Consider the following 25175-nt stretch of genomic DNA (forward strand, 5'->3'; position numbering starts at 1 on the left):
TCCGGAACTCATTTCCGTCTTTCAGCTTTCGCACCAAAGCGATAGAAGTCTGCCGATGCAGACATTGGACGTCATTGTGATTGGGGGAGGCCACGCTGGCTGCGAAGCCGCAGCGGCGTCTGCGCGCATGGGCGCGAAAACCGCGCTGGTCACCCATCAGTTCGCGACCGTCGGCGCGATGTCCTGCAATCCAGCTATTGGTGGGCTCGGAAAGGGCCATCTGGTCCGCGAAATCGATGCTCTGGACGGCCTCATGGGCCGGATCGCTGATCGCGGGGGAATCCAGTTCCGGGTTTTGAACCGGCGCAAGGGGCCAGCCGTACGCGGTCCACGCGCCCAGATCGACCGCAAGCTCTATGCGGCGGCGATGCAGGCTGAAATCCGGGACACTCCCAATCTGATCGTGATCGAAGGCGAAGCGGACGAGCTTTTGCTCTCTGAGGGCCGGATTTGCGGGATTCGTCTGGGCGACGGCCGGGAATTCGCCGTTGGCGCGGTGGTTGTGACCACCGGGACCTTTTTGCGCGGGCTGATCCATCTCGGGGAGAGGAACTGGCCTGCCGGACGGGTCGGAGAGGCTCCGGCGATGGGGCTCTCAAAATCTTTCGAGCGCGCCGGCTTTACGCTGGGCCGTCTCAAGACCGGGACCCCGCCACGGCTCGATGGATCGACCATCGACTGGTCCGCGGTCGAAATGCAGCCCGGTGACGACCCGATCGAGCCGTTTTCGGTGCTGACCGACCGGATTACGACGCCACAGATCGAATGCGGCATCACCCGGACCACCAACGCCACCCACGACGTCATCCGGGCCAATGTCCATCGCTCGCCGATGTACTCCGGCCAGATCAAGAGCTCCGGCCCGCGCTATTGCCCGTCGATTGAGGACAAGATCGTCCGGTTTGGCGACCGCGACGGCCATCAGGTCTTTCTGGAGCCCGAAGGACTCGACGACACCACGGTTTATCCCAACGGCATCTCCACTTCGCTGCCGGAAGAGGTCCAGCAGGCCATTCTGGCCAGCATTCCGGGCCTCGAACGCGTGAAAATGGTCCGTCCGGGCTATGCCATCGAATACGATCACGTTGATCCCCGCGAACTGGAGCCGACCCTGCAAACCCGTCGGGTGCCGGGCCTTTTCCTGGCCGGGCAGATCAATGGCACCACCGGTTATGAAGAGGCCGGCGCGCAGGGGCTGGTGGCCGGATTGAATGCTGCGATTCTCGCGGGGGGCGGCGAACCGGCCGTGTTCGACCGCGCCGACGGCTATCTCGGGGTGATGATCGACGACCTGACGTCGCGCGGCATTACCGAACCCTATCGGATGTTCACCTCGCGGGCCGAGTATCGTTTGACCCTGCGCGCGGACAATGCCGATCAGCGCCTGACCGATCGGGGTATCGCGCTCGGCTGTGTTGGCGCGGAGCGGGCAGGGCGGCATGCCGCGAAGATGGATGCGCTTAACACCGCGAAATCATTGACAAAATCGCTCTCTGTGACGCCCAATGAGGCCGCAAAGCACGGCCTGATGCTCAATCACGACGGTCAGCGCCGCACCGCGTTTGAAATGCTGGCCTATCCCGAGGTGGAATGGGCCAGCATCACGGCAATCTGGCCGCAGCTCAACGCAATCGATCCGAAGATCGCTGTCCATCTGGAAATCGACGCCAAGTACGATGTCTATCTCGCCCGCCAGGCCGCCGACGTGCAGGCATTCCGTCGCGACGAGGGTCTGGTGCTGACCGATGTGGATTACAGCGCCGTTCCAGGTCTTTCCAATGAAGCCCGTCAGAAGCTTGAGACGGTCCGGCCCCGGACCATCGGGCAGGCGGGCCGGATCGAGGCCATGACCCCGGCGGCGCTGGCGATTCTGGCGGCCTATCTGCGCCGCGAGGCGCGCCGATCCTCAGTAGCTTCGGCATAGGCGCATCTCATGGCCAAACCGGCCCTCGTTTCCATCCCGGCCTCGGACAAGGCGGCAGCCTTGGCGCTCACTCCTGTTTCACGTGAAACAGAGGCGCGGCTCGACCGCTATGTCAGCCTGCTGGTCGAATGGCAGGCCAAGACCAATCTGATTGCGCCCTCCACGCTTCCGCAACTCTGGACCCGGCACATCTCCGATTCGCTTCAGCTTCTGGATCTGGCCCCGAACGCCCGGCGCTGGCTCGACTTCGGCAGCGGCGGCGGCTTTCCCGGTGTAGTGCTGGCCTGTGCGATGGCCGAGCATGACGGCGCAACCGTTCAGCTTGTGGAGCGCAACGCCAAGAAGGCAGCGTTTCTTCGTGAAGCGCTGCGGGTGACCGGCGCGGCCGGTTCAGTTGTCCTCGCTGACATCGGGGATTATGTGGATAGTTTGCGGACCCCGGTCGATTGCATCACTGCCCGCGCAGTTGCTCCACTACATATGTTGCTGGGTTTTGCTGCGCCTCTGGTGCAGCAAGGCACCAAAGCCTTGTTCCTGAAGGGACAAGATGTAGAGGCCGAATTGACGGAAGCTACTAAATACTGGAATATAGCGCCTCTTCTTCATCCCAGTCGTACCGGCGGACACGGCTGGATCGTCGAGCTCAATACGATTGAGCGGCGATAACCCGTCCAGCAACAAGAAAGCATGGCCAGGCACATGGTTGGCATCGACGGAATTTTTCAAGACGAGACCGGCGCGACAGCCCAACGGGGTCATCCCCGGATCCTGGCGCTCGCCAATCAGAAGGGCGGCGTTGGCAAGACCACGACCGCCATCAATCTCGGAACCGCGCTCGCCGCCATCGGCGAGCGGGTGCTGATCGTCGATCTCGATCCGCAGGGCAACGCATCGACCGGCCTCGGCATCGACCGGCGCAATCGCAACTGTTCGACCTATGACGTGCTGATCGGCGAGGCCAAGCTGCGCGAGGCGATCATCCCGACCGCGGTCCCTCGCCTGCACATCGCGGCATCGACCATGGATCTGTCGGGTCTTGAACTTGAACTCGGCACCACACGCGACCGCGCGTTTCGTCTGCGCGATGCGATTGCCGAACTCAACGTCAATGTCGCCCCCGACACCGACTACACCTACGTGCTGGTCGATTGTCCGCCGTCGCTCAACCTCATCACCGTCAACGCCATGGCGGCGTCGCACGCGATTCTCGTGCCGCTGCAGTGTGAGTTCTTCGCGCTCGAAGGTCTGTCGCAGTTGCTGCAGACTGTCGAGCAGGTGCGCTCGACGCTGAATCCGACGCTGTCGATTCATGGCATCGTGCTAACGATGTTCGACTCGCGCAACAACCTGTCGAACCAGGTCGTCGCCGATGTGCGGCAGTTCATGGGCAACAAAGTCTACAACACCATGATCCCGCGCAACGTGCGCATTTCCGAAGCGCCGTCTTACGGCAAGCCGGTGCTGGTTTACGATCTCAAATGCGTCGGCAGCGATGCGTATCTGAAACTCGCGACCGAAGTGATTCAGCGTGAGCGCGAACTGCGTTCGCACTGACTATTTTATTCTGAGCAGTTGAGATCAGGTTGAAGCGATGTCGGGAGTGCGTGGGTTGAGTGCAAGGGAGACGGCAATGGCCGACGAGCGTTCGCGATTGGGTCGCGGTCTTGCAAGTCTGATTGGCGATGTCGGTGGTGAGGCCGCTCACGTCGATCGTCCGTCGCGCACGCCGCGCCGCGTTCCGATTGAATTTCTCAAGGCCAATCCGCGCAACCCGCGCCGCACATTTTCCGATACCGAGCTCGATGAGTTGTCGGCGTCGATCAAGCAGCACGGCGTGATTCAGCCGATCGTGGTGCGTTCGGTGAAGGGTGCCACGGATCGTTTCGAAATCATCGCCGGCGAGCGCCGCTGGCGCGCGTCGCAGCGCGCCGGTCTGCATGATGTGCCGATCGTTACTGTGGAAGTGAACGACAGCGACGCGCTCGAGATCGCGATCATCGAGAACGTGCAGCGCTCGGATCTGAACGCGATGGAAGAAGCGCAGGGCTATCACGCGCTTGCCGCTGAATTCAAACGCAGCCAGGAAGATATCGCCAAGATCGTCGGCAAGAGCCGCAGCCATGTCGCCAACATGATGCGTCTGACCAAACTGCCGGATCAGGTTCAGGCTTACATTGCCGAAGGCAAGCTCTCCGCCGGACACGCTCGCGCGCTGATCAATCTGCCGGATGCCGCGGCGGCCGCGAAGCGCATCGTCGAGGAAGGTCTGAACGTGCGTCAGACCGAAGCGCTTGCGCACGAGGAAGGTGTGCCGGAGCGCAAGCCGCAGAAGGCGCACGGCGCAGCACCCGCGAAGGATCCCGACACCATCGCCCTTGAAAAGCGCGTCAGTGATGTGCTCGGCCTGAAGGTCAGCGTCGATCACCGCAATCCCGGTGGTACGGTGCAGATCAAGTACACCGATCTCGATCAGCTCGACGAGATTTTGCGCCGGCTCGAAGCGGGCAAGTAAAAGCAACGGCGGGGTGTCAGCCCCGTCGCCGCGCGTTGACCGCGATCGCAAGCAGCGCGCGCTGCGCGATGACTTCAGCCAGCGATGACTGTTTGCGCATATCGAATGCCGCATCGGCCAGTTGCGCCATCACCCGCGCCATGCGCTCGGCGCTGGTGTTTCGCAGCGCCGTCTCGACCAGCGCCTTGCGCGAGAAATGCAGCCGCGGAAATCCGCTATCGAGCGCGTCGAGTTCACTGCGGCCTTCCTCGACCGACAGCCGCGCCTTGTGCAGCAGTGCGGCGTGGCGCTGCGCCGACATAATAATCAGGCCCGGATAAGTCCCGGCCGCCATCGCCTTGGTGAACATGGTTTCGACGTCGGCGGCACGTCCCGCAAAGGCGTTGTCGACGATAGGATCAAGCGCCAGGCCTGACGCGTCGGTGACGATGGCAACCACATCGTCCAGCGTCACTTCGCGCTGACCGTGAGCGTAGAGCGCAACTTTCCGAATTTCGTTACGCGAGGCCTGCCGGTCCCCGCCGAGCAGCGACGTCAGCGCCGCGCGGGCATCGGGCGCGATCGTCAATTTCGAGGCACGCAGTTCATCATCGATCAGCCTGGCGAGATCGCGCTCGGTGTCGGCATAGCAGGCGATGGCGACCGCGCTCTTCGCTTTCTCGCAGGCTTTCCGCAAGGGCGCGTCCGGGCGCAACTCGCCGGCCTCGATCACGATACGGCAATCTTTCGGCTGCATCTCCGCGAGCGTATCGATGCCGCTGGCGAAACTGCGCGATCCGGCCCTGATCCGGATGGCCCGGCGGCCGCCGAACAGCGGCACCGTCATGGCTTCTTCGACAAGGCGCGACGGCTCGGCGGCGAGTTCGTCGCCATCCATGCGCACCAGTGAAAATGGATCGTTCGGATCGTCGACGGCTGACGCCATCAGGGCGTCGGCGCGCTCACGCACCAGGCCAGTGTCGGGACCATAGAGCAGGATGATCGGCCGCGACGGATCGGGCCGGGCCAGAAACGCGTCGATTTCTTTCCCGCGAAGCGCGACCACAAATTATCTCGAAGCTGATCGTGGATCAGGTGCCGGCAACGAAGAACGATGCGAGACGCTGATTGATGTTGTCGGCGATGACCTTGGCGGCGCGGTCTTCCGCGTCACGCAGTCCGCGCGAACGGGCGAAGCGCTGCGCCTGTCCCGGAATGTCGTAAGACACGCGCGAGAACGTCGTTCCGGTCAGCACCGTCCTGTCGGTGGCGTTGTCCTTCAGCTCATAGACCACATCGATGCCGTAGTTCTCGATATCCGGCCGGGCGGTGGTCGGATCGACGATGATCGACAGCCGCGACGTGCTGAGCCGCATCAGGAGGCGGTGGGTCGGTGGCGCGCCGACGGCGCTGCCGTACATGCTGAACATGAGATTGTTGCGAATCTCGACGCCAAGCCGCGCCTCGCGCGAACCGTTGGGCAGGTTGAGCGGAGGAACTTCGACGCCCTGCAGCTTCTCCCGCAGCGCCGATCCGCCGCTTGCGCTGCGCTCGCCATACATCGGCTGGAAGCACCCGGCCGTCAGGGCCGCAAGGGCGACCACGGCCACAAGCCGGGCTGCGATGCGCGTATCAAACCACGACATTCACGATCCTCTGCGGAACGATGATGACTTTTCGGGGAGATTTCCCATCCAAGGCCGATTTTACTGCATCGATTGCCAAAACGGCAGCCTCAATTTCCCCGTTCGAAGCATTTCGGGCGACCGTGACATCCGAGCGCTTCTTGCCATTAACCTGCACCGGAAGCGTAATTGTGTCATCCACCAGTAGTTTAGGCTCGATTTCGGGCCATTCCGCCTCGGAAACCAGCCCCGAATGACCCAGCACCTGCCAGCACTGCTCGGCCAGATGCGGCATCATGGGCGAGATCAGCCGGGCCAGGATATCGAACGCCTCCCGGGCGGCAGCTGCGACCGCCGGGTTGGTTTCCAGCGATTTCGCCGGCCCGTCGACGACGTCCGCCAACGCGCCCACAAAGGCATAGAGCTTTGCAATCGCAGTGTTGAAGCGCAGCCGTTCGATCGAGGTCGAGATGTCCGCGAGGGTGCGGTGGGCGATGCGGCGCAGCGCGAGCGCCTCCTCGGCGCCGTCGATGCCCGCAGGTGTGCCGGGCTTCGGCAGGTGCGGAGCTGCGGTGTTCACCAGCCGCCAGACCCGCTGCACGAAGCGGCTCGCGCCCTGCACGCCTTCCTCGCTCCAGATCACGTCGCGGTCGGGCGGCGAGTCGGACAGCATGAACCAGCGGGCGGTGTCGGCGCCGTAGGTGCCGATGATGTCGTCCGGATCGACCGTGTTGCGCTTCGACTTCGACATCTTCTCGATCGAGCCGATCTCGACGGATTCTTTCGTCGTCAGCAATGTCGCGCGGCGCTTGTCGCCGACGGTCTCGATATTGATCTCGGCGGGTGAAGCAAAAGTGCCGTCCTGCTTCTTGTAGGTTTCGTGCACCACCATGCCCTGCGTGAACATGCCGGCGAACGGCTCGTCCATGCCGACATGTCCCGTCGCCTTCATCGCGCGGGTGAAGAAGCGCGAATACAGAAGATGCAGGATCGCGTGTTCGACGCCGCCGATATACTGATCGACCGGCATCATGTGGTTGGCGATCGCAGGCGTCGTGGGCGCGTTCTCGTTCCAGGGATCGGTGAAGCGCGCAAAGTACCAAGACGAGTCGACGAACGTATCCATCGTGTCGGTTTCGCGCGTGGCCTTGCCGCCGCATTGCGGGCAGGTGACGTGCTTCCAGGTCGGATGGTGATCGAGCGCATTGCCCGGCTTGTCGAAGGTCACATCCTCCGGCAGCACCACCGGCAGGTCCTTGTCCGGCACCGCCACCACATCGCACTTCGGGCAATGGATCACGGGGATCGGGCAACCCCAGTAGCGTTGACGCGAAATGCCCCAGTCGCGCAGACGGAAGTTGACTTGCCGCTCGCCGACCGGCGAGTTGCCGCGGGTCGCACCCTCAAGGCGCTTGGCGACATCTTCCTTCGCTTCGTCGATGGTCATGCCATCGAGGAAGCGTGAATTGATCATGCGGCCCTCGCCGTCATAGGCGGTGTCGGAGATGACGAACGTTTTTGGGTCCTGGCCTTCGGGACACACGACGGGCGTGTTGCCAAGATTGTATTTGTTGACGAAGTCGAGGTCGCGCTGATCGTGCGCGGGGCAGCCGAAGATCGCGCCGGTGCCATATTCCATCAAAACGAAGTTGGCGACATAGACCGGCAGTTTCCAGTCCGGATCGAATGGATGGACAGCCTTGATGCCGGTGTCGAAGCCCTGCTTCTCAGCGGTGTCGATGATTTCCTGCGCGGTGCCCAGGCGCTTCGTCTCGGCGATGAACTCGGCGAGCTTTGGATTTTTCAAGGCCGCCGCCTGCGCCAGCGGATGATCGGCCGCGATCGCCATGAACTTGGCGCCGAACAGCGTGTCGGGCCGCGTCGTGAAAACCTTGAGTTCATTTTCGCCGTTCGGCGCGGTCGCGGAATCGAGCGCGAAGCGGATCAGCAGGCCCTCGGACCGGCCGATCCAGTTACGCTGCATCAGCCGCACCTTGTCGGGCCAGCGGTCGAGTGTATCCAGCGCGTCGAGCAGTTCCTGCGAGTACTTCGTGATCTTGAAGACCCACTGGTTCATCTCGCGCTGTTCGACCACAGCACCGGAGCGCCAGCCGCGCCCGTCGATCACCTGCTCGTTGGCGAGCACGGTCATGTCGACCGGATCCCAGTTGATCTTGCGCTTTTCACGCTCGGCCAATCCGGCCTTCATGAAATCGAGAAACATCTTTTGCTGATGCTTGTAGTAGCTCGGATCGCAGGTCGCGAATTCGCGCGACCAGTCGAGCGACAGACCCATGGTCTGGAGCTGCTTTTTCATCGCGGCGATGTTGTCGTAGGTCCACGCCTTGGGGGCGACCTTGCGTTCGATCGCGGCGTTTTCCGCAGGCAGGCCGAAGGCGTCCCAGCCCATCGGATGCAGCACGTTGAACCCCTTGGCGCGCATGTAGCGCGCGACCACGTCGCCCATGGTGTAGTTGCGGACGTGACCCATATGGATGCGCCCCGACGGATAGGGGAACATCTCGAGCACGTAATATTTCGGCCTGGGGTCGTCGTTGCGCGTCGCGAAAATGCCGCGCTCATCCCAGAGCTTCTGCCACCGCGGTTCGGATTCGCGGGCGTTATAGCGTTCGGTCGTCATCGGATCGGTCGTCTGCCAAAGGGGGATAAGAAGGCGGCAGACTAGCCACAAAAGACCGCGAGGGGTCAACGCTTTAGGCGCAAATATGGCCTGCGCGGCCTAGCCGGCCAGCGAAACGGGCTGATCCGCGGGCCGGATCAGCCCGTGTTCGACCACCGCGTTCCTGCCCCGGCGTTTGGCCGCATAGAGCGCTGCGTCCGCGGCCTCGATCAGGTCGTCCTGCGGCTGGGATTCGCCCGGGGCGATCGTCGCGACGCCGACGCTGACGGTGACGGTCTGGCCGGGACTGGTGAGGTGCGAAATCCCGAGACCTTCCACGGTCGCGCGCACCTGTTCGCCCACCTGCACAGCATGTGCGGGATCGCTGTTGGGCAGCAGCAGGCAGAATTCCTCGCCGCCGTAGCGTGCCGCGAAGCCGCCGCATGAATTGGCGATCGCCGCCAGCACCTCACCGATCCGCCTGAGGCAGGTATCGCCTTCCGGGTGACCGTAGGTGTCGTTGAACAATTTGAAGTGATCGACGTCGATCATCAGCACCGAAAGCCGGCCGTCGGACTGCAGCGCCTTCATCCATTCGAATTCGAGCCGGCTCTGGAAACCGCGGCGGTTCGCCAGACCGGACACAAGATCGTGCGACGCGATGACGGTCAGCCGGTCGTTGGCTGCGGCCATCTCGCGTTCACGCTCGGACAGTTGCGACGCCATCGCATCGAACGCTTTCGCGAGCGGCACGAACTCGGGCGGCAGCGTTGCACTCGATGCCCGCGCCGACAATTCACCGCGGCCCAGCCGGTTGGCCATGTCGGTCATCGTGCGGACAGGCCGCATGATGAGACGCTCGCCGGCGAACCATGCGCCGAGCAATGTAATGAGCCCGACAAGGCCAAGCTGTATGTAGGCAGTCCTGATTTCGCGATTGATGTCGCCCAGCATCACGGACTGGTTGATACTGACGATCATGCGGGCGCGTGTGCCGGTGACGCGGGCAAACGACACCGCCTTTCGCTCGCCGTCGGCGGATTGGAACGAGATTGATCCATACTCGCGATCGAGATTGATCTCGCGCAGCGTGACGGCCTCGAACAGCGAGGTGTCCTTGAGTTTTTGTCCGATCAGGTTGGCGCTCTCGGGCGGAGATGCCAGAATCGTTCCTGTTCCGTCGACGAGAACGACCGACACACCTGAGCGCCCGCCGCGGTTGGTCAGAAGTTGCGACATCCATTTCAGATCGATTGCTGCGATCACCACCGACTCCTGCCGGCCATCGACGGCGGAGACGGGATAGGCTGCGATCATTGTCGGCAGAGTGGTAATGCGGCTCGGGATGTAATCGCTGAGGACGAATTCATGAAGCTCTCGCGCCTTGAGGAAATAATCGCGATCGCTGAGGTCAAATCCGACGATGTCCGCCTTGGTCGAACAATCGATCTTGCCCTCCGGACCAATGATCGAAATGTTTCTGATCCAGGGCAAATCAACACGAAGGCTTGCGCGCATCACCGCGCAGCCGCGCCCATGCTGAGACGCGGCGGCGTAGATATAGGCGGAGGACTTCACGACGGCCTGGACCGTCGAAATGATTTCACGCTGTGCGTCGGCGGTATGTTTCGCCAGTTCCGACAGCTCGTTTGCGGCCTGTGCCACCTGCCGGGAGCGGGTGTCTTCGAGCACCCGCACGCGGTCCAGCATCAGAGGAACGACCAGAATCAACGCCAGAATCACGAGGCGCGCGCGAATCCCGACGAGCGCCTTGAGTTTTGACGTGTTGCGGCCGAAGCTGGCGATTGACATCGGTATTCCCTTGCCCCACGCCAACCCTACAAAAAAGGCTTCAAAGACCCTTTCTTGAATTCGCTAAAAATCGAATGATCCCTAATTTTTAACGCAGGTTTGCATCGATGGCTGTGGATAACGTGCCGCCGCTAACGTCTGATTCACCAAGCGGGCTCGCCGCCGTGGAGCGGGAAATTTCGCGCGCGTGCCGCGACGCGCGCCGTGAGCGCGCCTCGGTGACGCTTGTGGCCGTGTCGAAGACATTCGATGCCGACGCTATTGAGCCGGTGATTCATGCGGGTCAGCGGGTGTTCGGCGAAAACCGCGTGCAGGAGGCAAAGTCCAAGTGGCCGGACCTGATGGCAAAGCATCAAGGCCTCGCGCTTCATCTGATCGGGCCGCTGCAATCGAACAAGGCCAAGGAGGCCGTGGCGTTGTTCGATGCCATTCACTCCGTGGACCGCGCCAGTCTGTGCGAAGCGCTGGCGAAAGAAATCGTTAAACAAGACCGGCATCCGGAGCTGTTCGTTCAACTCAACACTGGTGAAGAACCGCAGAAGGCGGGAATCGCGCCGGCCGATGCCGATGCGTTCATCGCAAGCTGCCGCGATGTCTATGGCTTGCGGATCTCCGGGTTGATGTGCATTCCGCCGGTTGAGGATCCACCGGCGCCGCACTTTGCGCTCACTGCAAAGATCGCTGCGCGCAACGGACTCAAGTTACTGTCGATGGGCATGAGTGCGGATTTCGAGACCGCGATCCAGCTCGGCGCGACGCATGTGCGCGTCGGCTCGGCGATTTTCGGTCATCGCTGATTTTTGGCGGCGCTACCCGATCACGATCTTCGTTTTCGGCCCGATCCGCGCCAGCAGCCGCAACATCGCGCCTCGGGTCAGTCCGACGCAGCCGGCGGTCGGCGAAAACTTCTCGCGGGCGAGATGCAGGAAAACGGCGCTGCCGCGTCCGGAAATGCGGGGCCGGGTGTTGTGGTCGATCTCGACGATGAAATCGTAGAGGTGATCGTCTCGCGTCAGCCGGTCGCCGTTGTCGCCCGGCGCGCGCGTGACGGCCTGATTGTAATGCCGGTCGGCGGGATCCTCCGACCAAGCGTCCGTCGGCCGGATGGCCTGGATCGGCAAATGTGTGCGCGGCCGGGGGTGCCGGTCGGCCCGCCACCACAGCCGGACCGGCCGGAAGGTGCCCCGCGGGGTGCCGCCGTCGCCTTCGAACTTGTTGGCCTTGATTCCGCCGCGTCCAAGCGCGACCGGTAGGACGTGCGCTCCGGCCACCAGCCAGCCCTGGGTCGGGCGGCCTGCGGCGGCATGGATCGCAATGGCCGCCAGCGGCCGATCACGCAACGGTGTTTGATAAGCCCTTGGAAAGCCTAGATTTCCCATAATTGCTTCCGATGACTGCGCACAAACCCAGCTTGCGCTTTCGCCTGCAAATGCTCTATTTCGCCGAGGCTCTTTGAGATATGCCCCTTCGGGATCGCTCTCAAAGTCCTCTTTTACAAGCCAAAATTTTAAAGGACTGGATGGTATGGCCAACGCCCGCAAGATCCTGATCGTGGATGACGATACCGATCTGCGCGAAGCCCTGGTGGAGCAATTGTCGCTTCACGAGGAATTCGAGGCATCCGCAGTCGATACTGGTGCGAAAGGTGCACTGGCGGCCAAAAGCAATTCACCCGATCTCGTGCTGATGGATGTCGGCCTGCCCGATACCGATGGCCGCGAAGTGGTGCGCAGCCTGCGCAAGGGCGGCTTCAAGTCGCCGATCATCATGCTGACCGGACACGACACCGATTCGGACACCATCCTCGGCCTCGAATCGGGCGCGAACGACTATGTGGCAAAGCCTTTCCGCTTTGCCGTGCTGCTGGCCCGCATCCGTGCGCAGCTGCGCCAGCACGAAGCCAGCGAAGACGCGGTGTTTTCGGTCGGCCCCTACAGCTTCCGCCCCGGCTCGAAAATGCTGACCGGCGCGAACGCCAAGAAAGTCCGGCTGACCGAGAAGGAAACCGCGATCCTGCGCTTTCTCTATCGCGCCGGGCAATTGCCGGTGTCGCGCGAAACCCTGCTCCAGGAGGTCTGGGGCTACAATTCGGGCGTCACCACCCACACGCTGGAAACGCATATCTACCGCCTGCGCCAGAAGGTGGAGAAGGATGCTGCCAACCCCGAAATTCTTGTGACTGAGTCCGGGGGCTATAAGCTGGTGCCATGAGGCGAATCAACCGCCGATCTAGTGTCCCGAATCCGACGTTCGCTTCATTTTGCAGCAGCACCCAAAGCGAACGTCGGATTCGAAGGACACTAGAAAATTATGGATTCTAGTGGTCTTTTGGTTCTGACATTCGCAAGGACGGCTGCTGAGGTGGGATGCGAATGTCAGAACCAGACCACTAGCTCGGCATCCTATGGCTATTGAAGATGACATCGCCCTGTTCGCGCGCGTCCCGACATTGAGTTTGTTGGGCGCTGCGGCTTTGCAGGTGCTTGCGATCGGCGCCGAGCAGCGCGACTACGGATTTGGCGAAAAACTGTTCGTACAGGGCGAGCCGGCGGATTCCGGGTTCATCGTCAGGCGCGGCGCATTTCGTGTCGCGTCCGATGATGGTCAGGAAGCCGTCGCGGGCGAGAACGTTCTGATCGGCGAACTTGCGCTCGTGGTCGCGATGGCGCGGCCCGCGACCGCGATTGCGCTTGAGCAATCATCGGTGCTGCGCATTTCACGCAGCCTGTTTCAGCGCGTGCTTGAAAGCCATCCGGAAGCGGCGCGGCGGCTGCGCGATGATTTCGCCGCCCGTTCCACTGCCGCCATCGGCGCGATGAGCCGCGTGTCCGCGACATTGCGATAGTTCGCGCCACTGCCGCGTTCAACGGAATTCAAATGTCGAGAACCGCCGTCACCGGCACATGATCCGACGGGCGCTCCCAGCCGCGGGCGTCCTTGGTGATCTTGAAGTCCTGAACGCAATCGCCCAGCGCTTTTGAAACCCAGATGTGGTCGAGCCGACGGCCCTTGTTGGCGGCGCTCCAGTCGGCGGAGCGATAACTCCACCAGGTGTAGACCTTCTCGGACAGCGGAATCCGCTGCCGTGCGACGTCGATCCAGCCGCCATGAGTCTGTACGGCAAGCAGCTTGTCGCATTCGACCGGCGTGTGCGACACAATCTTCAGAAGCTGCTTGTGCGACCACACGTCGTGTTCGTGCGGCGCGACGTTGAGATCGCCGACAAGGATGTGCCGGTCATTCGCTTTCGGATGCAGCGGTTCGCAATCGCGCATCTCATCGAGAAACGAGAGCTTGTGCTCGAATTTCGGATTGAGCGCGGGATCGGGAATATCGCCGCCTGCCGGCACATAGAAATTGTGCAGAATGAGCGGCTCGGCGATCTGCGCGCTCGCGCCGAACGCAACGGAAATATGCCGCGAATCGATCTTGCCGCAGAACGTGCGCACGTCGCTCGATTCGAACGGAAGCTTCGAGACGATGGCGACGCCGTGATAACCCTTCTGGCCGTTGAGCGCGACATGCTCGTAGCCAAGTTGCTTGAAGCGCTTCAGCGGAAACGCATCGTCGATGCATTTCGTTTCCTGAAGGCACAGCACATCCGGCTGCACGGCCTCGATGAACTTTGCAACGAGATCGATGCGCAAGCGTACCGAATTGATATTCCAGGTGGTGAGGGTGAGGCGCATGACAACAGCGGGTGAGGGCAATCGGGCAAGACCGTTAGCCGGTTTTGTCCGCTCGCTCCAGTCCGGCTGCGCTAGTTCTGGTTGGACTGGTAGTTGGTGTAGTCGATCCTGAACATACCGGGATCGAGTTTCTTGGTGGTGTCGAGGTTATAGACCGCCACGGTGGTGTCGTACCCTTGCGGATCGGTCACGGTCCACTGCTTGAGCTGATTGTCCTTGGCGCCGATCATCAGCATCAGGCGGCTGGTCCCGACCAGCGGCTGCTTTTCCTCGATGGTCACGCTGATGAACATGTCGTCCGAGGCGACGCCCACAACATTGGTGTCGCGCATCAGGTCGATGCGGTCGGACAGGAGATAGCGCAACGGCGTCTGCGACAATGGATAGACATCCTGGGTCGCGAGTCTGCGATCCCGCACGATCACGGACGATCCATCCGCAACAAGCGCGATCGGCGACGGATCGTCATACTCGAAACGGATCTTGCCGGGCTTCTGAATGTAGAAATCTCCGGTGGAGCGTTTGCCGTCCGGGCCGACCTGCACGAAGTTGCCGGAGACGTTTTGAAGCGTCGACATGTAGGAGCTGACCTTGCTGGCGAGCGCCTTCTGATTGGCGTCGAAGGTCGGCGTGTTGCCGCCGAACAGATTGCGCAGATCAGGAATGATCGGTGTCGGCGGGGCGGCGGCCGACGGGCCCGGAATCACCGGTGACGGCAGCGACTGCTTTGGGACATCCGCGCGGGGCTTCGGCGCAGGCTTTGGAACGGGAACGGCCTGGGCCGAGGCCGTCGACATCATGAGCGCTGCGGCGAAGGCCGTCGCCACTGCGGCGGCGGGCCATTTCATTGCGAGAAAACCACGCGTGGAGAGCGGGTTGCGGCAGAACGGCTGATTGCGATGGAATTTTCTCAACGGTCCGTCCTGTCAGATGTCTTGTGATCTTTCCGCTGGGGCCTAGCCCCAAGCTATGGCGATTTCGCGGCTGCGAACAGCGTGGTTTTAGCCAAATCGTTCATCTTCCTCGGCCACCAGAATCTCGCGCTTGCCGGCGTGGTTGGGCTGTCCGACGATGCCTTCCAGTTCCATCCGCTCCATCAAGGTAGCGGCGCGGTTGTAGCCGATCTGGAGCCGGCGCTGGATGTAGCTGGTGGAAGCCTTGCGGTCGCGCTTCACGATCGCCACCGCCTGAGAGAACAGATCGCCTTCGCCGCCATTGGCGCCCATGCTGGTGCCGTCGAACACGGCGTTGCCGTCTTCGTCGGTTTCCTCTTCCGCCGTGACGGCTTCGAGGTATTCCGGCTGACCCTGCGACTTCAGATGGCGGACGATCTTTTCGACTTCCTCGTCGGACACGAACGGGCCGTGGACGCGGCTGATGCGTCCGCCGCCGGCCATGTACAGCATGTCGCCCTGGCCGAGCAGCTGCTCGGCGCCCATCTCGCCCAGGATGGTGCGGCTGTCGATCTTCGATGTCACCTGGAAGGAGATGCGGGTCGGGAAGTTCGCCTTGATGGTGCCGGTGATGACGTCGACCGACGGACGCTGCGTGGCGAGGATCACGTGCAGGCCAGCGGCACGCGCCATCTGCGCGAGACGCTGTACCGCGCCTTCGATGTCCTTGCCGGCGACCATCATCAGGTCGGCCATTTCGTCCACGATAATGACGATGAAGGGCAACGGCTCGAGCTCGAGCTTCTCTTCCTCGTAGATCGCCTTGCCGGTTTCCTTGTCGAAGCCGGTGTGAACGGTGCGGGTCAGTTCTTCGCCCTTGGCCTTGGCTTCGGCCACGCGGGCATTGTAGCCGTCGATGTTGCGGACGCCGAGCTTCGACATGTTCTTGTAACGCTGCTCCATCTCGCGCACGGCCCACTTCAGCGCGACGACGGCCTTCTTCGGATCGGTAACGACCGGCGTCAGCAGATGCGGAATGCCGTCATAGACCGACAGTTCGAGCATCTTCGGATCGACCATGATCAGGCGGCACTGATCCGGACGCAGGCGATACACCAGCGACAGGATCATGGTGTTGATGGCAACCGATTTGCCGGAGCCGGTGGTGCCTGCGATGAGCAAGTGAGGCATGCGGGCGAGGTCGACGATGGTCGAGACGCCGCCGATGGTCTTGCCGAGGCACAGCGGCAGCTTGGCCGACGACTCGTTGCCTTCCTTGGCGACCAGCAGTTCGCGCAGATAAACCTTCTCGCGATGCTGGTTCGGCAGTTCGATGCCGATGGCGTTGCGGCCGGGCACGACGGCGACGCGGGCCGATACCGCGCTCATCGAGCGGGCGATGTCGTCGGCAAGACCGATCACGCGCGAGGACTTGATGCCGGGGGCCGGTTCGAGTTCGTACAGCGTGACGACGGGGCCCGGATGCGCATTGGTGATTTCGCCGCGGACGCCGAAATCCTGCAGCACGCCTTCCAGCGCGCGCGAATTGGCTTCGAGTTCGTCCTTACTCAGGGGCTGGCGATCGGTTGATTTCGGCGCTGCCAATACGGAGATCGGCGGTAGCACGAAGGTGCCCTTGCGTTTTGACGCCTTTGGCTCGGCGCGCTTGCGCGAACGGGCGGCGGGCTCTTCCTCTTCTTCCTCCTCCTCCTCGTCCTCTTCTTCCTGTTCTTCTTCGTATTCGTCTTGCGGCACCAGCGACGGAGCGCGGCGCTCGCCGCCAAGATTCGGCTCCATGCGCTCGAACGACGACCGCGTGCGGTGGGAGTCCGTCCGTCCGACCATCATTGCGAAAAGCGCCGAGGCCATGCGGACAACGCGTGCTTTCGCGCTCATGACGGCATGGACCAGCCATCCCAGCGAAATCGAGCGGCGGTCGTCCTCTTCGAACTCGTCCTCGTCGTCGATCATCGGCGGCCGGGTGCGTTCGACAATCTTTTCCTTCGCGCCTGCGCCGCAGGCGAAGACGAAGCTTCCGATCATAGCCGCGAACAGGATGACACCCAGCACGGTGCGATAGATCACGCCCGGCGGGCCGAACACGACTGCCGGAAAGCGCACCAGCGCATCGCCGACGACGCCACCGAGCCCGGTCGGCAGCGGCCATGCGCCGCTGCGCGGCAGGCAGCTGGCAAATCCCGCGGCAATCACCGCGCACAGAATCCAGCAGGCGATCCGCAAGGCTTCGCGGTCGAAGAGGCGATGGGTCATCAGCCGCCAGCCCCACACTGCGATCGGCAGGATCAGCATGATCGCGCCGAGGCCGAAGATCTGCATCAGCAGGTCGGAGCCGATAGCGCCGGGCCGACCCATCAGGTTGCGGATGGTGCCGGATGTCGCGTGGCTGAGGCTCGGGTCCTGCACCGACCATGTCATCAGGGCGGCGGCAACAACGCACGACAGGGCAATGACGCCGAGGCCGGTCAGTTCGCGCAGGCGGCGCCCCAGCATTTCGCGCAGCGGGTCCGAGATCTGGCCGACGATGGGGATGACGCGTTCGATCGCTGGCATAGTTCTAGCCCCGAGCTTCATTCAAGACGTCGACCATACGGTGCAACGCCTCAGCCGTTGTTTCACTGTCCTGCTGCACCATGGCGACGCGGATGTACCCGGCGCCGGGGTTGCTGCCATCGGCCTGCGGCCGGGCCAGGTAACTTCCCGGAATGACGCGCACGCCGCCTTCCCTGAAAAGCTTCACGGTCGCGGCTTCGTCGCCGCCATGGGCGGAGACGTCGAGCCAGATGCAGAATCCGCCGGCGGGCCGCCGATAATCGAACCGGTTACCGAGAATCTGGTCTGCAAGATCGAACTTGATCCGGTAGAGCCTGCGATTTTCATCGACATGGGCTTCATCGCTGTAAGCGGCGACGGCGACATGCTGCAACGGTACCGGCACCTGAGGGGCGGCGACGTTGCGCAGCTCATGAAAGCGCGCGAGAAATTTGCTGTCGCCGGCGACGAAGCCGACGCGCATGCCCGGCAGGTTCGAGCGTTTCGATAGCGACTGGAACGCGACCACGTTGGCGAAATCAGAGCCAGCCGAGGCAAGCATGCTGCCCGGCGCTTCGCCTGTATAGACTTCGGAATAGCACTCGTCGCTGAGCACGATGAAGCCATGACGATCGGCGAGCTGTTTCACGCGATCGAAGTAAGCACGCGATGCAACCGCGCCCTGCGGATTGGCCGGGGATGCGAGATAGAACGCAACGGTGCGGTCGAGGGTTTCGGCGCTCAGCGAATCCAGATCGGGCAGAAAGCCGTTGTCGCGGGTGGTCGGCAGAAACACCGCCTCGCATCCGGCGGCGCGCGCACCGGCCGCGTAGGCCGGATAGAACGGATTGGGCACCAGGATCGCGGGCGCGCCCTTGCGCGGGCCGACGTAACGGGCCGCGGCGATCGCTGCGAAGAACAAGCCCTCGCGGCTGCCGTTGAGCACCAGAATCTCGGTTTCCGGATCGACCGCCTTCGGAAGATCGAAGCGCCTGGTGGCCCAGGCGGCGGCCGCCTGCCGGAACGGCTCGGTGCCCTTTGCGGCGGGGTAGCGGCCGAACTCGTTGATGTGTTTGGCCAGCACCGGGCCGACAAAGCCCGGCACCGGATGCTGCGGTTCCCCAATCGACATGTTTATCAATGGCTTACCAGGCTGGAAGGGACTCAGCAGATCGGTCAGCCGGGCAAAGGGGGAGCGCTCGCTGACCTGAGCGCCATCTTGGGCGCCGGCAGCAGCCGCCGAGCGGGAAGAAGCGGTTATGGCCATTCGAGAAACGCCAGCACTTTAGGGTCTGTCGATCCCTCGGAATTGATCCCAAGGATCGCGCAGCATTGGATCACATCACCATAGGTGGGGCGAGGTTAAGGCGCGATTAACCATCGCTGCGCGGGCGGATTTTCGATGCGTTTTGCTGAGGTTGCGGACGGTGTTTTTGTTCTCTGGACGGTGCAAAAAGTAAGGGCCCCAGCTTGCGCTGGGGCCCTCCGACGGATGGGGCATTGCCGGGTTTGTGCCCCACCCGTTGTCCTTATTCAGGCTTGAGCATGATCTTGTCGGAAAACCGGTATCCACTTTTCCGGATCATGCTCGTTACATGTTGTACGCACGCTCGGTGTGGTCGGTGATGTCGAGGCCTTCGCGCTCCGCATCGACCGGAACACGCAGACCCACGATCACATCGACGACCTTGAACAGGATCGCCGAACCGATGCCCGAGAACAGCAGCGTGGTGCCGACGCCCCAGAACTGGGATGTCATCTGCGCCACGAGGTCGTACTCGCCGACCTTGCCGGCGACGTAGTCCATCACGCCGGTGCCACCGAGGGCGGGGTTGACCAGGATGCCGGTGCCCAGAGCGCCGACGATGCCGCCGACGCAGTGGATGCCAAATACGTCGAGCGAGTCGTCATAGCCGAGCGCATTCTTCACCACGGTGCAGAAGAACAGGCAGACGACGCCGACGATGAGGCCGAGCACGATCGCGCCCATCGGACCGGAGAAACCGGCCGCCGGTGTGACCGCAACGAGACCCGCGACTGCGCCGGACAATGCGCCGAGCAGCGAGGGGTGACCCTTGATCATCCATTCCGCGAACATCCACGACAGAGCCGCCGCTGCGGTTGCAACGAAGGTGTTGGTCATGGCGAGCGCAGCGCCGCCCGAGGCTTCGAGGTTCGATCCGGCGTTGAAGCCGAACCAGCCCACCCAGAGAAGGGCAGCGCCGATCATGGTCATGGTCAGCGAGTGCGGAGCCATCAGCTCCTTGCCGTAGCCGGTGCGCTTGCCGATCAGCAGAGCACCGACCAGACCCGCGATGCCGGCGTTGATATGCACAACCGTGCCGCCTGCGAAGTCGAGTGCGCCCTTCTTGAAGATGAAGCCGCCGTCAGCCATCACCTCGTCGAGTTTCGCCTGTGCCGCAGTCTTTGCTGCACCGTCAGCCGCTGTCGCAAGTGCCTTGGCTGCATCGGTGATCGCATCCGGACCGGCCCAGTACCAAACCATGTGCGCCATCGGGAAGTAGATGAGCGTCACCCAGAGAGGGACGAACAGCGCGACCGCCGCGAACTTCGTGCGTTCCGCAAAAGCGCCGACGATGAGCGCCGGGGTGATCGCAGCGAAGGTGAGCTGGAAGCAGAAATACACCAGTTCGGAAATGTTGACATCGACGCTAAAGGTCGCCGCCGCAGATTCCAGAGTGATGCCGGACATGAAGGCTTTCGAGAAGCCGCCGATGTAATCGGAGCCGCCGGTGAAGGCGAGGCTGTAGCCGTACACCGCCCAGATAATGGTGACGATGCAGACGGTGTAGAAAACCTGAGCCAGAACCGAGAGCATGTTCTTGGAGCGGACGAGTCCGCCGTAGAACAGCGCGAGGCCCGGAATGGTCATCAGCAGCACGAGAATCGCCGATGTCATGACCCAGGCGTTATCGCCCTTGTTGATGGTCGGCGCTGCGTAGGCGGCTGTCGTGGCGAAGAGGCCGACTGCGAGAGCTGCCAATCCCGCGCTGGTGGGACGCTTGAACGTCATTTGTTTGTACTCCTGATAAGATGAGGTTTGCGCGAAATCAAAGCGCCGCGTCATCGGCTTCGCCCGTACGGATGCGCACCGCATGGTCGAGATTGATGACGAAGATTTTGCCGTCGCCGATCTGGCCGGTCTTTGCAGCACCGGTGATCGCTTCGATGGTTTTGTCGACTTGGGACGAGGCGACAGCGACCTCGATCTTGATCTTGGGCAGGAAGCTCACGGCGTACTCAGCGCCGCGGTAGATTTCCGTATGGCCCTTCTGGCGGCCGTAGCCCTTCACTTCCGTCACCGTGAGACCGTGAACGCCGATGGCGGTCAGGGCATCGCGGACCTCTTCCAGCTTGAATGGCTTGATGATGGCCATAACAATTTTCATGGATTCTTCCCCGCTTGGGCCCGGTCGTACGGACCGGGCGATCTCGACTGAGGGTCACCGCGCGAAGACAGATCACTCCACGGGCACAGCCGGGTCCCATAGAATCAAATGCCGTGCCAACACCGCCAAAATCGCTAACGGTTTATGAATCCGAGGGTTTTCGGCCCCGAGGGGGGTGCTCTGGAAAGAGGCGATCTGGCCACGCCTAAAAGTGCGACAGGAGTGCCAAAAACATAGGCAGGCCAGACTGTCGACACATTCGTGCCCATCGGAGCGGCAAAAGAGATCTGCGCCCTGGAAGGGGCCGCAGATCCTTGACCGATTAAGCGCTTACTGGAGAGCTTCGCCGTGCTGGGTGATGTCCAGCCCCTCGACCTCATGCTCGTGAGAGACCCGCAAGCCAGCCAGCATGTCGACGACCTTGAGCAGGATGAAGGTCACCCCGCCGGTCCAGGCAAACACGACCGCGACGCCATAGGCCTGGGTCAGCAGCAATTTGGGATTGCCCTCGATCAATCCGGCGGTCCCGCCGATGGCGGCAGTGGCGAAAATCCCGGTCATCAGGGTGCCCAGCACTCCGCCGATGCCGTGAATGCCAAACACGTCGAGGGTGTCGTCGTAATTGAAGCGATGCTTGAGGCTGGTGCAGGCCCAGAAGCAAACCGCGCCGGCAATCAAGCCGATCACGATGCCATGCCATGGCTCCACGAAGCCGGAGGCGGGCGTGATGGTGCCGAGACCAGCCACGGCTCCCGAGATCATGCCGAGCACCGATGGCTTGCGCCGCGTGATCCATTCGATCGCGCACCATGTCAGCGCACCGGCGCAGGCGGCCAGATGCGTTGTGAGGATTGCCATCACCGCGCGTGAGTTGGCCTGCAAGGCCGAGCCGCCGTTGAAGCCGAACCAGCCGACCCACAGCATGCCGGTGCCGATCACCGCAAGCGACAGATTGTACGGCGACAGATTCTCCGTGCCGTAGCCCCGGCGACGGCCCATCACGACGGCGGCGACGAGGCCGGCGGTGCCGGCGCTGAGATGCACAACGAGACCACCGGCAAAATCCAGCACGCCCGCTTGCGCCAGGAAGCCACCGCCCCACACCCAGTGTGCCAGCGGGATGTACACGAACGTGAACCAGCCGATGCAGAACAGCACGTAGGATGAAAACCGCATGCGGTCCGCGACCGCTCCGGCCACCAGCGCAACGGTGATCACCGCGAAGGTCATCTGATGGCGGCGGCGTTGACGCCATCCATCGTCATGCCGGACAGCAGAAAACGCTCCAGCGTGCCGAGCCAGGCGCCGTCGCCGACGAACACCAGGCTGTAGCCGTAGATCACCCACAGAATTGAAATCAGCGCCACTGCCATCAGGCTCTGCGCCATCGTCGCCAGCACGTTCTTCTTGCGCACCATGCCGGCATAGAACAGCGCGAGACCCGGGATCGTCATCATCAGCACGAGCGCGGTCGCCGTGATCATCCACGCGGTGTCGGCGGCATCGATTTTTGCGGGCTGAGCAAGGGCGGGTGTGACGGATGCAAGGCTGGTCAGCAGAAAAGCCGCAGCGACACGCGCGGCGGCACATGGCAATCTCAACATGGATTTTCCCCCGGCTACGATAATCTCCCGGCGTCTTGCGCGCGCCGTTGCAGTCGCTTGGTGATGCTGTGCGAGAGCTTGGTTCAGTGTGTCTGAATTGAACGCTCGCCTACTTCTTGTCTGAGCAGGATTCCGAAACGTGAAAACCGGCTTTCGGAATCACGCTCGTAATCAAAGTGCGTCGTTGTCGGTCTCGCCGGTCCGGATGCGGACGGCGTTCTCGATGGGCGTGACGAAAACCTTGCCGTCGCCGATCTGTCCGGTGCGTGCACCGGCGGTGATGACCTGTACGGCCTGGTCGGCGAGATCGCTTCCGACTGCGATTTCGATCCGGAGCTTGGGCAGGAAATTCACGATGTATTCGGCGCCGCGATAAATTTCGGTGTGGCCCTTCTGGCGGCCAAAACCCTTCACCTCGGTGACGGTCATGCCGTGAACCCCGATCGCGGTCAGGGCCAGACGAACCTCTTCTAGTTTGAAGGGTTTGATGATGGCGGTGATAAGCTTCATGGTCGCTCTTCATCCCTTAAATCAGTGCGGAAGCGTCAGGAGTCTTTACGCGCGCCTGCGGAAATCCGCTACCTTTTTGGGCAAAGGGGCAGAAAAATATGCAGGCTGGCTCGAAAACCGTTGCGGCAGCGCGGGGTCAGTTTGTAGCATCGGCTTCTGTCGGGGGCTGAGACCGATTGCGATTTGCTCTGATGCTGCAAGACAGTCTTGCGGCCGGTCCGGCACTCCATTTTTCCGAAAGAAAAGGAATTATCATGCCGGGCCGATCTTGGTTTGTTGCCGCCGGGGATAAGCAGGAAGGCCCATACTCAGAGGACGAATTTCGCGACCTGATCACGCGGGGGAATGTCAGGGCCGATACCTATGTGTGGGCCGACGGGATGCAGGATTGGCAATATGCCGGAGACATCCCGGGCCTGCTGTCACCCGGCCGCGCGCCGCCTTCGATCCCACGCCCGGGCGCATCCGCACCGTCCGCCAACGGCGACCAGTCAGGCGGATCGCTTTCGATCGAGATCAGCATCTGGGAGATGCTCGGCCGCGCGCTGGTTTTCCTGATCGGATTCCTGCTGATCATTCCGGCGCCCTGGGTTGCGGCGAGTTTCTACGGCTGGATCATCTCGCGCATCCATGTGCCGCAACGCGGCTACCTTGGCTTCACCGGCAAACCCCTCGACATCTGGTACGTCTTCATCGGGTTGGCGCTGCTGACATATGCCGGCGGGGTCACCGACATTCCTTACCTGAGCTACCTGCTGTTTCCGCTTCAGGCGTATTTGTCGTGGCTCACAGTGCGGTGGGTTGTGGCGAACATCACGGCGGAAGGTCAGCCGCTTCAGCTCAGCTTCGACGGCAGCCCATGGATCTATATCGGCTGGTACCTTTTGCTGGCGCTGTCGTTCATCACCATCATCGGTTGGGCGTGGGTTCTCACAGCCTGGATGCGATGGACGTGCAGCAACATCACAGGTACCCGGCGCGCCATTTCGTTCAACGCGACCGGACTGGAGACGCTGTGGCGAACGCTGGTCTTCTCCATCGGTTCGGTGTTGATTATTCCGATTCCGTGGGTGATGGGCTGGTACACCCGCTGGTACGTGTCGCAGTTTTCCGCATCGGAACGCTTGTCGTAAACCGACGTCAGCGCGATCAGTCGTCTGAAGCCGCCGGTTACGCCTTCGGCTTTTCCTTGCGTTCGCGCACCGAGCCTTCCTGTGCAACGGATGCGACCAGCGTGCCATCCTGCTTGAAAATCATGCCGCGCGTCAGACCGCGGCCGCCCTGTGCGCTCGGTGAATCCTGCACGTAGAGCAGCCATTCATCGGCGCGGAACGGGCGGTGAAACCACATCGCATGATCGAGGCTCGCAGGCATCATGCGCTGATCGAACAAGGTGCGCCCGTAACGCGCCATCACCGCATCGAGCAGCGAGAAGTCCGATGCGTAAGCCAGCGCGCACATGTGCAACGCCGGATCGTCCGGCAGTTTGGCGACGGTGCGAATCCAGACATGGATGCGGCCGTCGTCGATTTTCTGACCGAAGTATCGGCCAAGCTCGACAGGGCGCAGTTCGATCGGCCGGTCGGATTCGTAGTAGCGCCGGATGAAGTCCGGCATCTCCTTGAAGATTGGCTGCTTGGACACTTCTTCCGCAGTCAGCTTCTCCGGCGGCGGAACGTCCGGCATCTTGTCCTGATGGTTGAACGAGCCTTCTTCCTCGGCGTGGAACGACACCATGATCGAGAAGATCGCTTGGCCATGCTGGATCGCGGTGACGCGCCGCGTCGCGTAGCTCTTGCCGTCGCGCAGCCGCTCGACCTCGTAGATGATCGGAATCTGCGGATCGCCGGGAAGGATGAAATAGCAATGCAGCGAATGCGGCAGGCGGCCCTCGACGGTGCGGCACGCTGCCACCATCGCCTGACCGATCACCTGTCCGCCGAACACCCGCTGCCAGCGTGTCTTGGGGCTGGTGCCGCGGAACATGTTCACTTCGAGCTGTTCGATATCGAGGATCGAGAGCAGATCAATCAGGCTTTTCGACATT

At 62.2% G+C, this 25175-nt stretch carries 21 protein-coding genes and 1 pseudogene; 8 read left to right on the plus strand and 14 right to left on the minus strand.

The window, feature by feature from the left end; genetic code table 11:
- Nucleotides 1–55 precede the first annotated feature (55 nt).
- The 4 genes from mnmG (at nt 56) to HNQ36_RS09670 (ending at nt 4436) form a co-directional block, all read left to right on the plus strand.
- Nucleotides 56–1924: a tRNA uridine-5-carboxymethylaminomethyl(34) synthesis enzyme MnmG gene (gene mnmG / locus HNQ36_RS09655; RefSeq protein WP_184084204.1), complete on the plus strand. Its 1869-nt coding sequence runs from the start codon at nt 56–58 to the stop codon at nt 1922–1924.
- Between the two features lie 9 nt (nt 1925–1933).
- Nucleotides 1934–2590, plus strand: coding sequence for a 16S rRNA (guanine(527)-N(7))-methyltransferase RsmG (rsmG, locus tag HNQ36_RS09660; protein ID WP_184084206.1), 657 nt, complete (start codon nt 1934–1936; stop codon nt 2588–2590).
- Between the two features lie 33 nt (nt 2591–2623).
- Nucleotides 2624–3478, plus strand: a complete 855-nt coding sequence (locus HNQ36_RS09665; protein ID WP_046829687.1) for a ParA family protein — start codon at nt 2624–2626, stop codon at nt 3476–3478.
- A 76-nt stretch (nt 3479–3554) separates the two neighbouring features.
- Entirely contained in the window at nt 3555–4436 is an 882-nt protein-coding gene (locus tag HNQ36_RS09670) for a ParB/RepB/Spo0J family partition protein (protein ID WP_184084208.1), read from the plus strand.
- Between the two features lie 16 nt (nt 4437–4452).
- On the opposite strand, the gene holA is transcribed toward HNQ36_RS09670, so the two are convergent.
- The 4 genes from holA to HNQ36_RS09690 all read right to left on the minus strand — a co-directional run bounded on the left by holA (nt 4453) and on the right by HNQ36_RS09690 (nt 10472).
- Complete coding sequence (gene holA / locus HNQ36_RS09675; RefSeq protein ID WP_184084210.1) at nt 4453–5481, minus strand: DNA polymerase III subunit delta; 1029 nt, start codon at nt 5479–5481, stop codon at nt 4453–4455.
- A 25-nt stretch (nt 5482–5506) separates the two neighbouring features.
- A complete protein-coding gene (locus tag HNQ36_RS09680) occupies nt 5507–6061 on the minus strand; it encodes an LPS assembly lipoprotein LptE (RefSeq protein ID WP_184084212.1) in 555 nt (184 codons plus the stop codon).
- The gene (gene leuS, locus HNQ36_RS09685; RefSeq protein ID WP_184084214.1) at nt 6048–8681 is read right to left on the minus strand and encodes a leucine--tRNA ligase; all 2634 of its coding nucleotides are present in this window, start codon (nt 8679–8681) and stop codon (nt 6048–6050) included. The genes HNQ36_RS09680 and leuS overlap by 14 nt, the downstream gene beginning before the upstream one ends.
- 99 nt (nt 8682–8780) lie before the next feature.
- Nucleotides 8781–10472, minus strand: a complete 1692-nt coding sequence (locus HNQ36_RS09690; protein ID WP_184084222.1) for a sensor domain-containing diguanylate cyclase — start codon at nt 10470–10472, stop codon at nt 8781–8783.
- Between the two features lie 107 nt (nt 10473–10579).
- Here HNQ36_RS09690 and HNQ36_RS09695 point away from each other — a divergent pair, with 107 nt between their 5' ends.
- Nucleotides 10580–11269: a YggS family pyridoxal phosphate-dependent enzyme gene (locus HNQ36_RS09695; protein ID WP_184084224.1), complete on the plus strand. Its 690-nt coding sequence runs from the start codon at nt 10580–10582 to the stop codon at nt 11267–11269.
- Nucleotides 11270–11281: 12 nt separating this feature from the next.
- On the opposite strand, the gene HNQ36_RS09700 is transcribed toward HNQ36_RS09695, so the two are convergent.
- Nucleotides 11282–11851 carry a L,D-transpeptidase family protein gene (locus HNQ36_RS09700; RefSeq protein WP_184084226.1) on the minus strand — a complete coding sequence of 190 codons (570 nt, stop codon included), beginning with the start codon at nt 11849–11851 and terminating at the stop codon, nt 11282–11284.
- Nucleotides 11852–11996: 145 nt separating this feature from the next.
- On the opposite strand from HNQ36_RS09700, the gene HNQ36_RS09705 reads away from it, so the two are divergent.
- Together HNQ36_RS09705 and HNQ36_RS09710 are read left to right on the plus strand one after the other, a co-directional pair.
- On the plus strand, nt 11997–12683 hold the full coding sequence (locus HNQ36_RS09705) for a response regulator transcription factor (protein ID WP_046828154.1): 687 nt from the start codon (nt 11997–11999) through the stop codon (nt 12681–12683).
- Between the two features lie 193 nt (nt 12684–12876).
- On the plus strand, nt 12877–13317 hold the full coding sequence (locus tag HNQ36_RS09710) for a cyclic nucleotide-binding domain-containing protein (protein WP_184084228.1): 441 nt from the start codon (nt 12877–12879) through the stop codon (nt 13315–13317).
- Between the two features lie 28 nt (nt 13318–13345).
- Here HNQ36_RS09710 and HNQ36_RS09715 read toward each other — a convergent pair whose 3' ends face one another.
- The 8 genes and pseudogenes from HNQ36_RS09715 to HNQ36_RS09750 all read right to left on the minus strand — a co-directional run bounded on the left by HNQ36_RS09715 (nt 13346) and on the right by HNQ36_RS09750 (nt 23128).
- On the minus strand, nt 13346–14161 hold the full coding sequence (locus HNQ36_RS09715; RefSeq protein WP_184084230.1) for an exodeoxyribonuclease III: 816 nt from the start codon (nt 14159–14161) through the stop codon (nt 13346–13348).
- A 71-nt stretch (nt 14162–14232) separates the two neighbouring features.
- Nucleotides 14233–15075 carry an outer membrane lipoprotein carrier protein LolA gene (locus HNQ36_RS09720; RefSeq protein ID WP_184084232.1) on the minus strand — a complete coding sequence of 281 codons (843 nt, stop codon included), beginning with the start codon at nt 15073–15075 and terminating at the stop codon, nt 14233–14235.
- An 87-nt stretch (nt 15076–15162) separates the two neighbouring features.
- Nucleotides 15163–17625, minus strand: coding sequence for a DNA translocase FtsK (locus HNQ36_RS09725; protein WP_184084234.1), 2463 nt, complete (start codon nt 17623–17625; stop codon nt 15163–15165).
- Between the two features lie 4 nt (nt 17626–17629).
- Entirely contained in the window at nt 17630–18871 is a 1242-nt protein-coding gene (locus HNQ36_RS09730; protein ID WP_184084236.1) for an aminotransferase class I/II-fold pyridoxal phosphate-dependent enzyme, read from the minus strand.
- 324 nt (nt 18872–19195) lie between these two features.
- Nucleotides 19196–20638, minus strand: a complete 1443-nt coding sequence (locus tag HNQ36_RS09735) for an ammonium transporter (protein ID WP_184084238.1) — start codon at nt 20636–20638, stop codon at nt 19196–19198.
- 37 nt (nt 20639–20675) lie between these two features.
- Nucleotides 20676–21014, minus strand: coding sequence for a P-II family nitrogen regulator (locus HNQ36_RS09740; RefSeq protein WP_002713927.1), 339 nt, complete (start codon nt 21012–21014; stop codon nt 20676–20678).
- A 330-nt stretch (nt 21015–21344) separates the two neighbouring features.
- Nucleotides 21345–22618, minus strand: a pseudogene (locus HNQ36_RS09745) (ammonium transporter).
- Nucleotides 22619–22789: 171 nt separating this feature from the next.
- Nucleotides 22790–23128 carry a P-II family nitrogen regulator gene (locus HNQ36_RS09750; RefSeq protein WP_046828160.1) on the minus strand — a complete coding sequence of 113 codons (339 nt, stop codon included), beginning with the start codon at nt 23126–23128 and terminating at the stop codon, nt 22790–22792.
- A 254-nt stretch (nt 23129–23382) separates the two neighbouring features.
- On the opposite strand from HNQ36_RS09750, the gene HNQ36_RS09755 reads away from it, so the two are divergent.
- Complete coding sequence (locus HNQ36_RS09755; RefSeq protein WP_184084240.1) at nt 23383–24261, plus strand: DUF4339 domain-containing protein; 879 nt, start codon at nt 23383–23385, stop codon at nt 24259–24261.
- Nucleotides 24262–24298: 37 nt separating this feature from the next.
- Here the strand turns inward: HNQ36_RS09755 and tesB are convergent, their stop codons facing one another.
- A complete protein-coding gene (tesB, locus tag HNQ36_RS09760) occupies nt 24299–25174 on the minus strand; it encodes an acyl-CoA thioesterase II (RefSeq protein ID WP_046828162.1) in 876 nt (291 codons plus the stop codon).
- Nucleotide 25175 lies beyond the last annotated feature (1 nt).

Source organism: Afipia massiliensis (assembly GCF_014203115.1).
In the GTDB taxonomy this organism is placed as follows: domain Bacteria; phylum Pseudomonadota; class Alphaproteobacteria; order Rhizobiales; family Xanthobacteraceae; genus Afipia; species Afipia massiliensis.

Excerpts from the sequence above, each read along its gene's own strand:
- mnmG (WP_184084204.1), top strand. The coding sequence starts at position 56 with ATGCAGACATTGGACGTCATTGTGATTGGGGGAGGCCACGCTGGCTGC.
- rsmG (WP_184084206.1), top strand. The coding sequence starts at position 1,934 with ATGGCCAAACCGGCCCTCGTTTCCATCCCGGCCTCGGACAAGGCGGCA.
- HNQ36_RS09665 (WP_046829687.1), top strand. The coding sequence starts at position 2,624 with ATGGTTGGCATCGACGGAATTTTTCAAGACGAGACCGGCGCGACAGCC.
- HNQ36_RS09670 (WP_184084208.1), top strand. The coding sequence starts at position 3,555 with ATGGCCGACGAGCGTTCGCGATTGGGTCGCGGTCTTGCAAGTCTGATT.
- HNQ36_RS09680 (WP_184084212.1), bottom strand. The coding sequence starts at position 6,061 with ATGTCGTGGTTTGATACGCGCATCGCAGCCCGGCTTGTGGCCGTGGTC.
- leuS (WP_184084214.1), bottom strand. The coding sequence starts at position 8,681 with ATGACGACCGAACGCTATAACGCCCGCGAATCCGAACCGCGGTGGCAG.
- HNQ36_RS09690 (WP_184084222.1), bottom strand. The coding sequence starts at position 10,472 with ATGTCAATCGCCAGCTTCGGCCGCAACACGTCAAAACTCAAGGCGCTC.
- HNQ36_RS09695 (WP_184084224.1), top strand. The coding sequence starts at position 10,580 with ATGGCTGTGGATAACGTGCCGCCGCTAACGTCTGATTCACCAAGCGGG.
- HNQ36_RS09700 (WP_184084226.1), bottom strand. The coding sequence starts at position 11,851 with ATGGGAAATCTAGGCTTTCCAAGGGCTTATCAAACACCGTTGCGTGAT.
- HNQ36_RS09705 (WP_046828154.1), top strand. The coding sequence starts at position 11,997 with ATGGCCAACGCCCGCAAGATCCTGATCGTGGATGACGATACCGATCTG.
- HNQ36_RS09710 (WP_184084228.1), top strand. The coding sequence starts at position 12,877 with ATGGCTATTGAAGATGACATCGCCCTGTTCGCGCGCGTCCCGACATTG.
- HNQ36_RS09715 (WP_184084230.1), bottom strand. The coding sequence starts at position 14,161 with ATGCGCCTCACCCTCACCACCTGGAATATCAATTCGGTACGCTTGCGC.
- HNQ36_RS09725 (WP_184084234.1), bottom strand. The coding sequence starts at position 17,625 with ATGCCAGCGATCGAACGCGTCATCCCCATCGTCGGCCAGATCTCGGAC.
- HNQ36_RS09730 (WP_184084236.1), bottom strand. The coding sequence starts at position 18,871 with ATGGCCATAACCGCTTCTTCCCGCTCGGCGGCTGCTGCCGGCGCCCAA.
- HNQ36_RS09735 (WP_184084238.1), bottom strand. The coding sequence starts at position 20,638 with ATGACGTTCAAGCGTCCCACCAGCGCGGGATTGGCAGCTCTCGCAGTC.
- HNQ36_RS09740 (WP_002713927.1), bottom strand. The coding sequence starts at position 21,014 with ATGAAAATTGTTATGGCCATCATCAAGCCATTCAAGCTGGAAGAGGTC.
- HNQ36_RS09750 (WP_046828160.1), bottom strand. The coding sequence starts at position 23,128 with ATGAAGCTTATCACCGCCATCATCAAACCCTTCAAACTAGAAGAGGTT.
- HNQ36_RS09755 (WP_184084240.1), top strand. The coding sequence starts at position 23,383 with ATGCCGGGCCGATCTTGGTTTGTTGCCGCCGGGGATAAGCAGGAAGGC.
- tesB (WP_046828162.1), bottom strand. The coding sequence starts at position 25,174 with ATGTCGAAAAGCCTGATTGATCTGCTCTCGATCCTCGATATCGAACAG.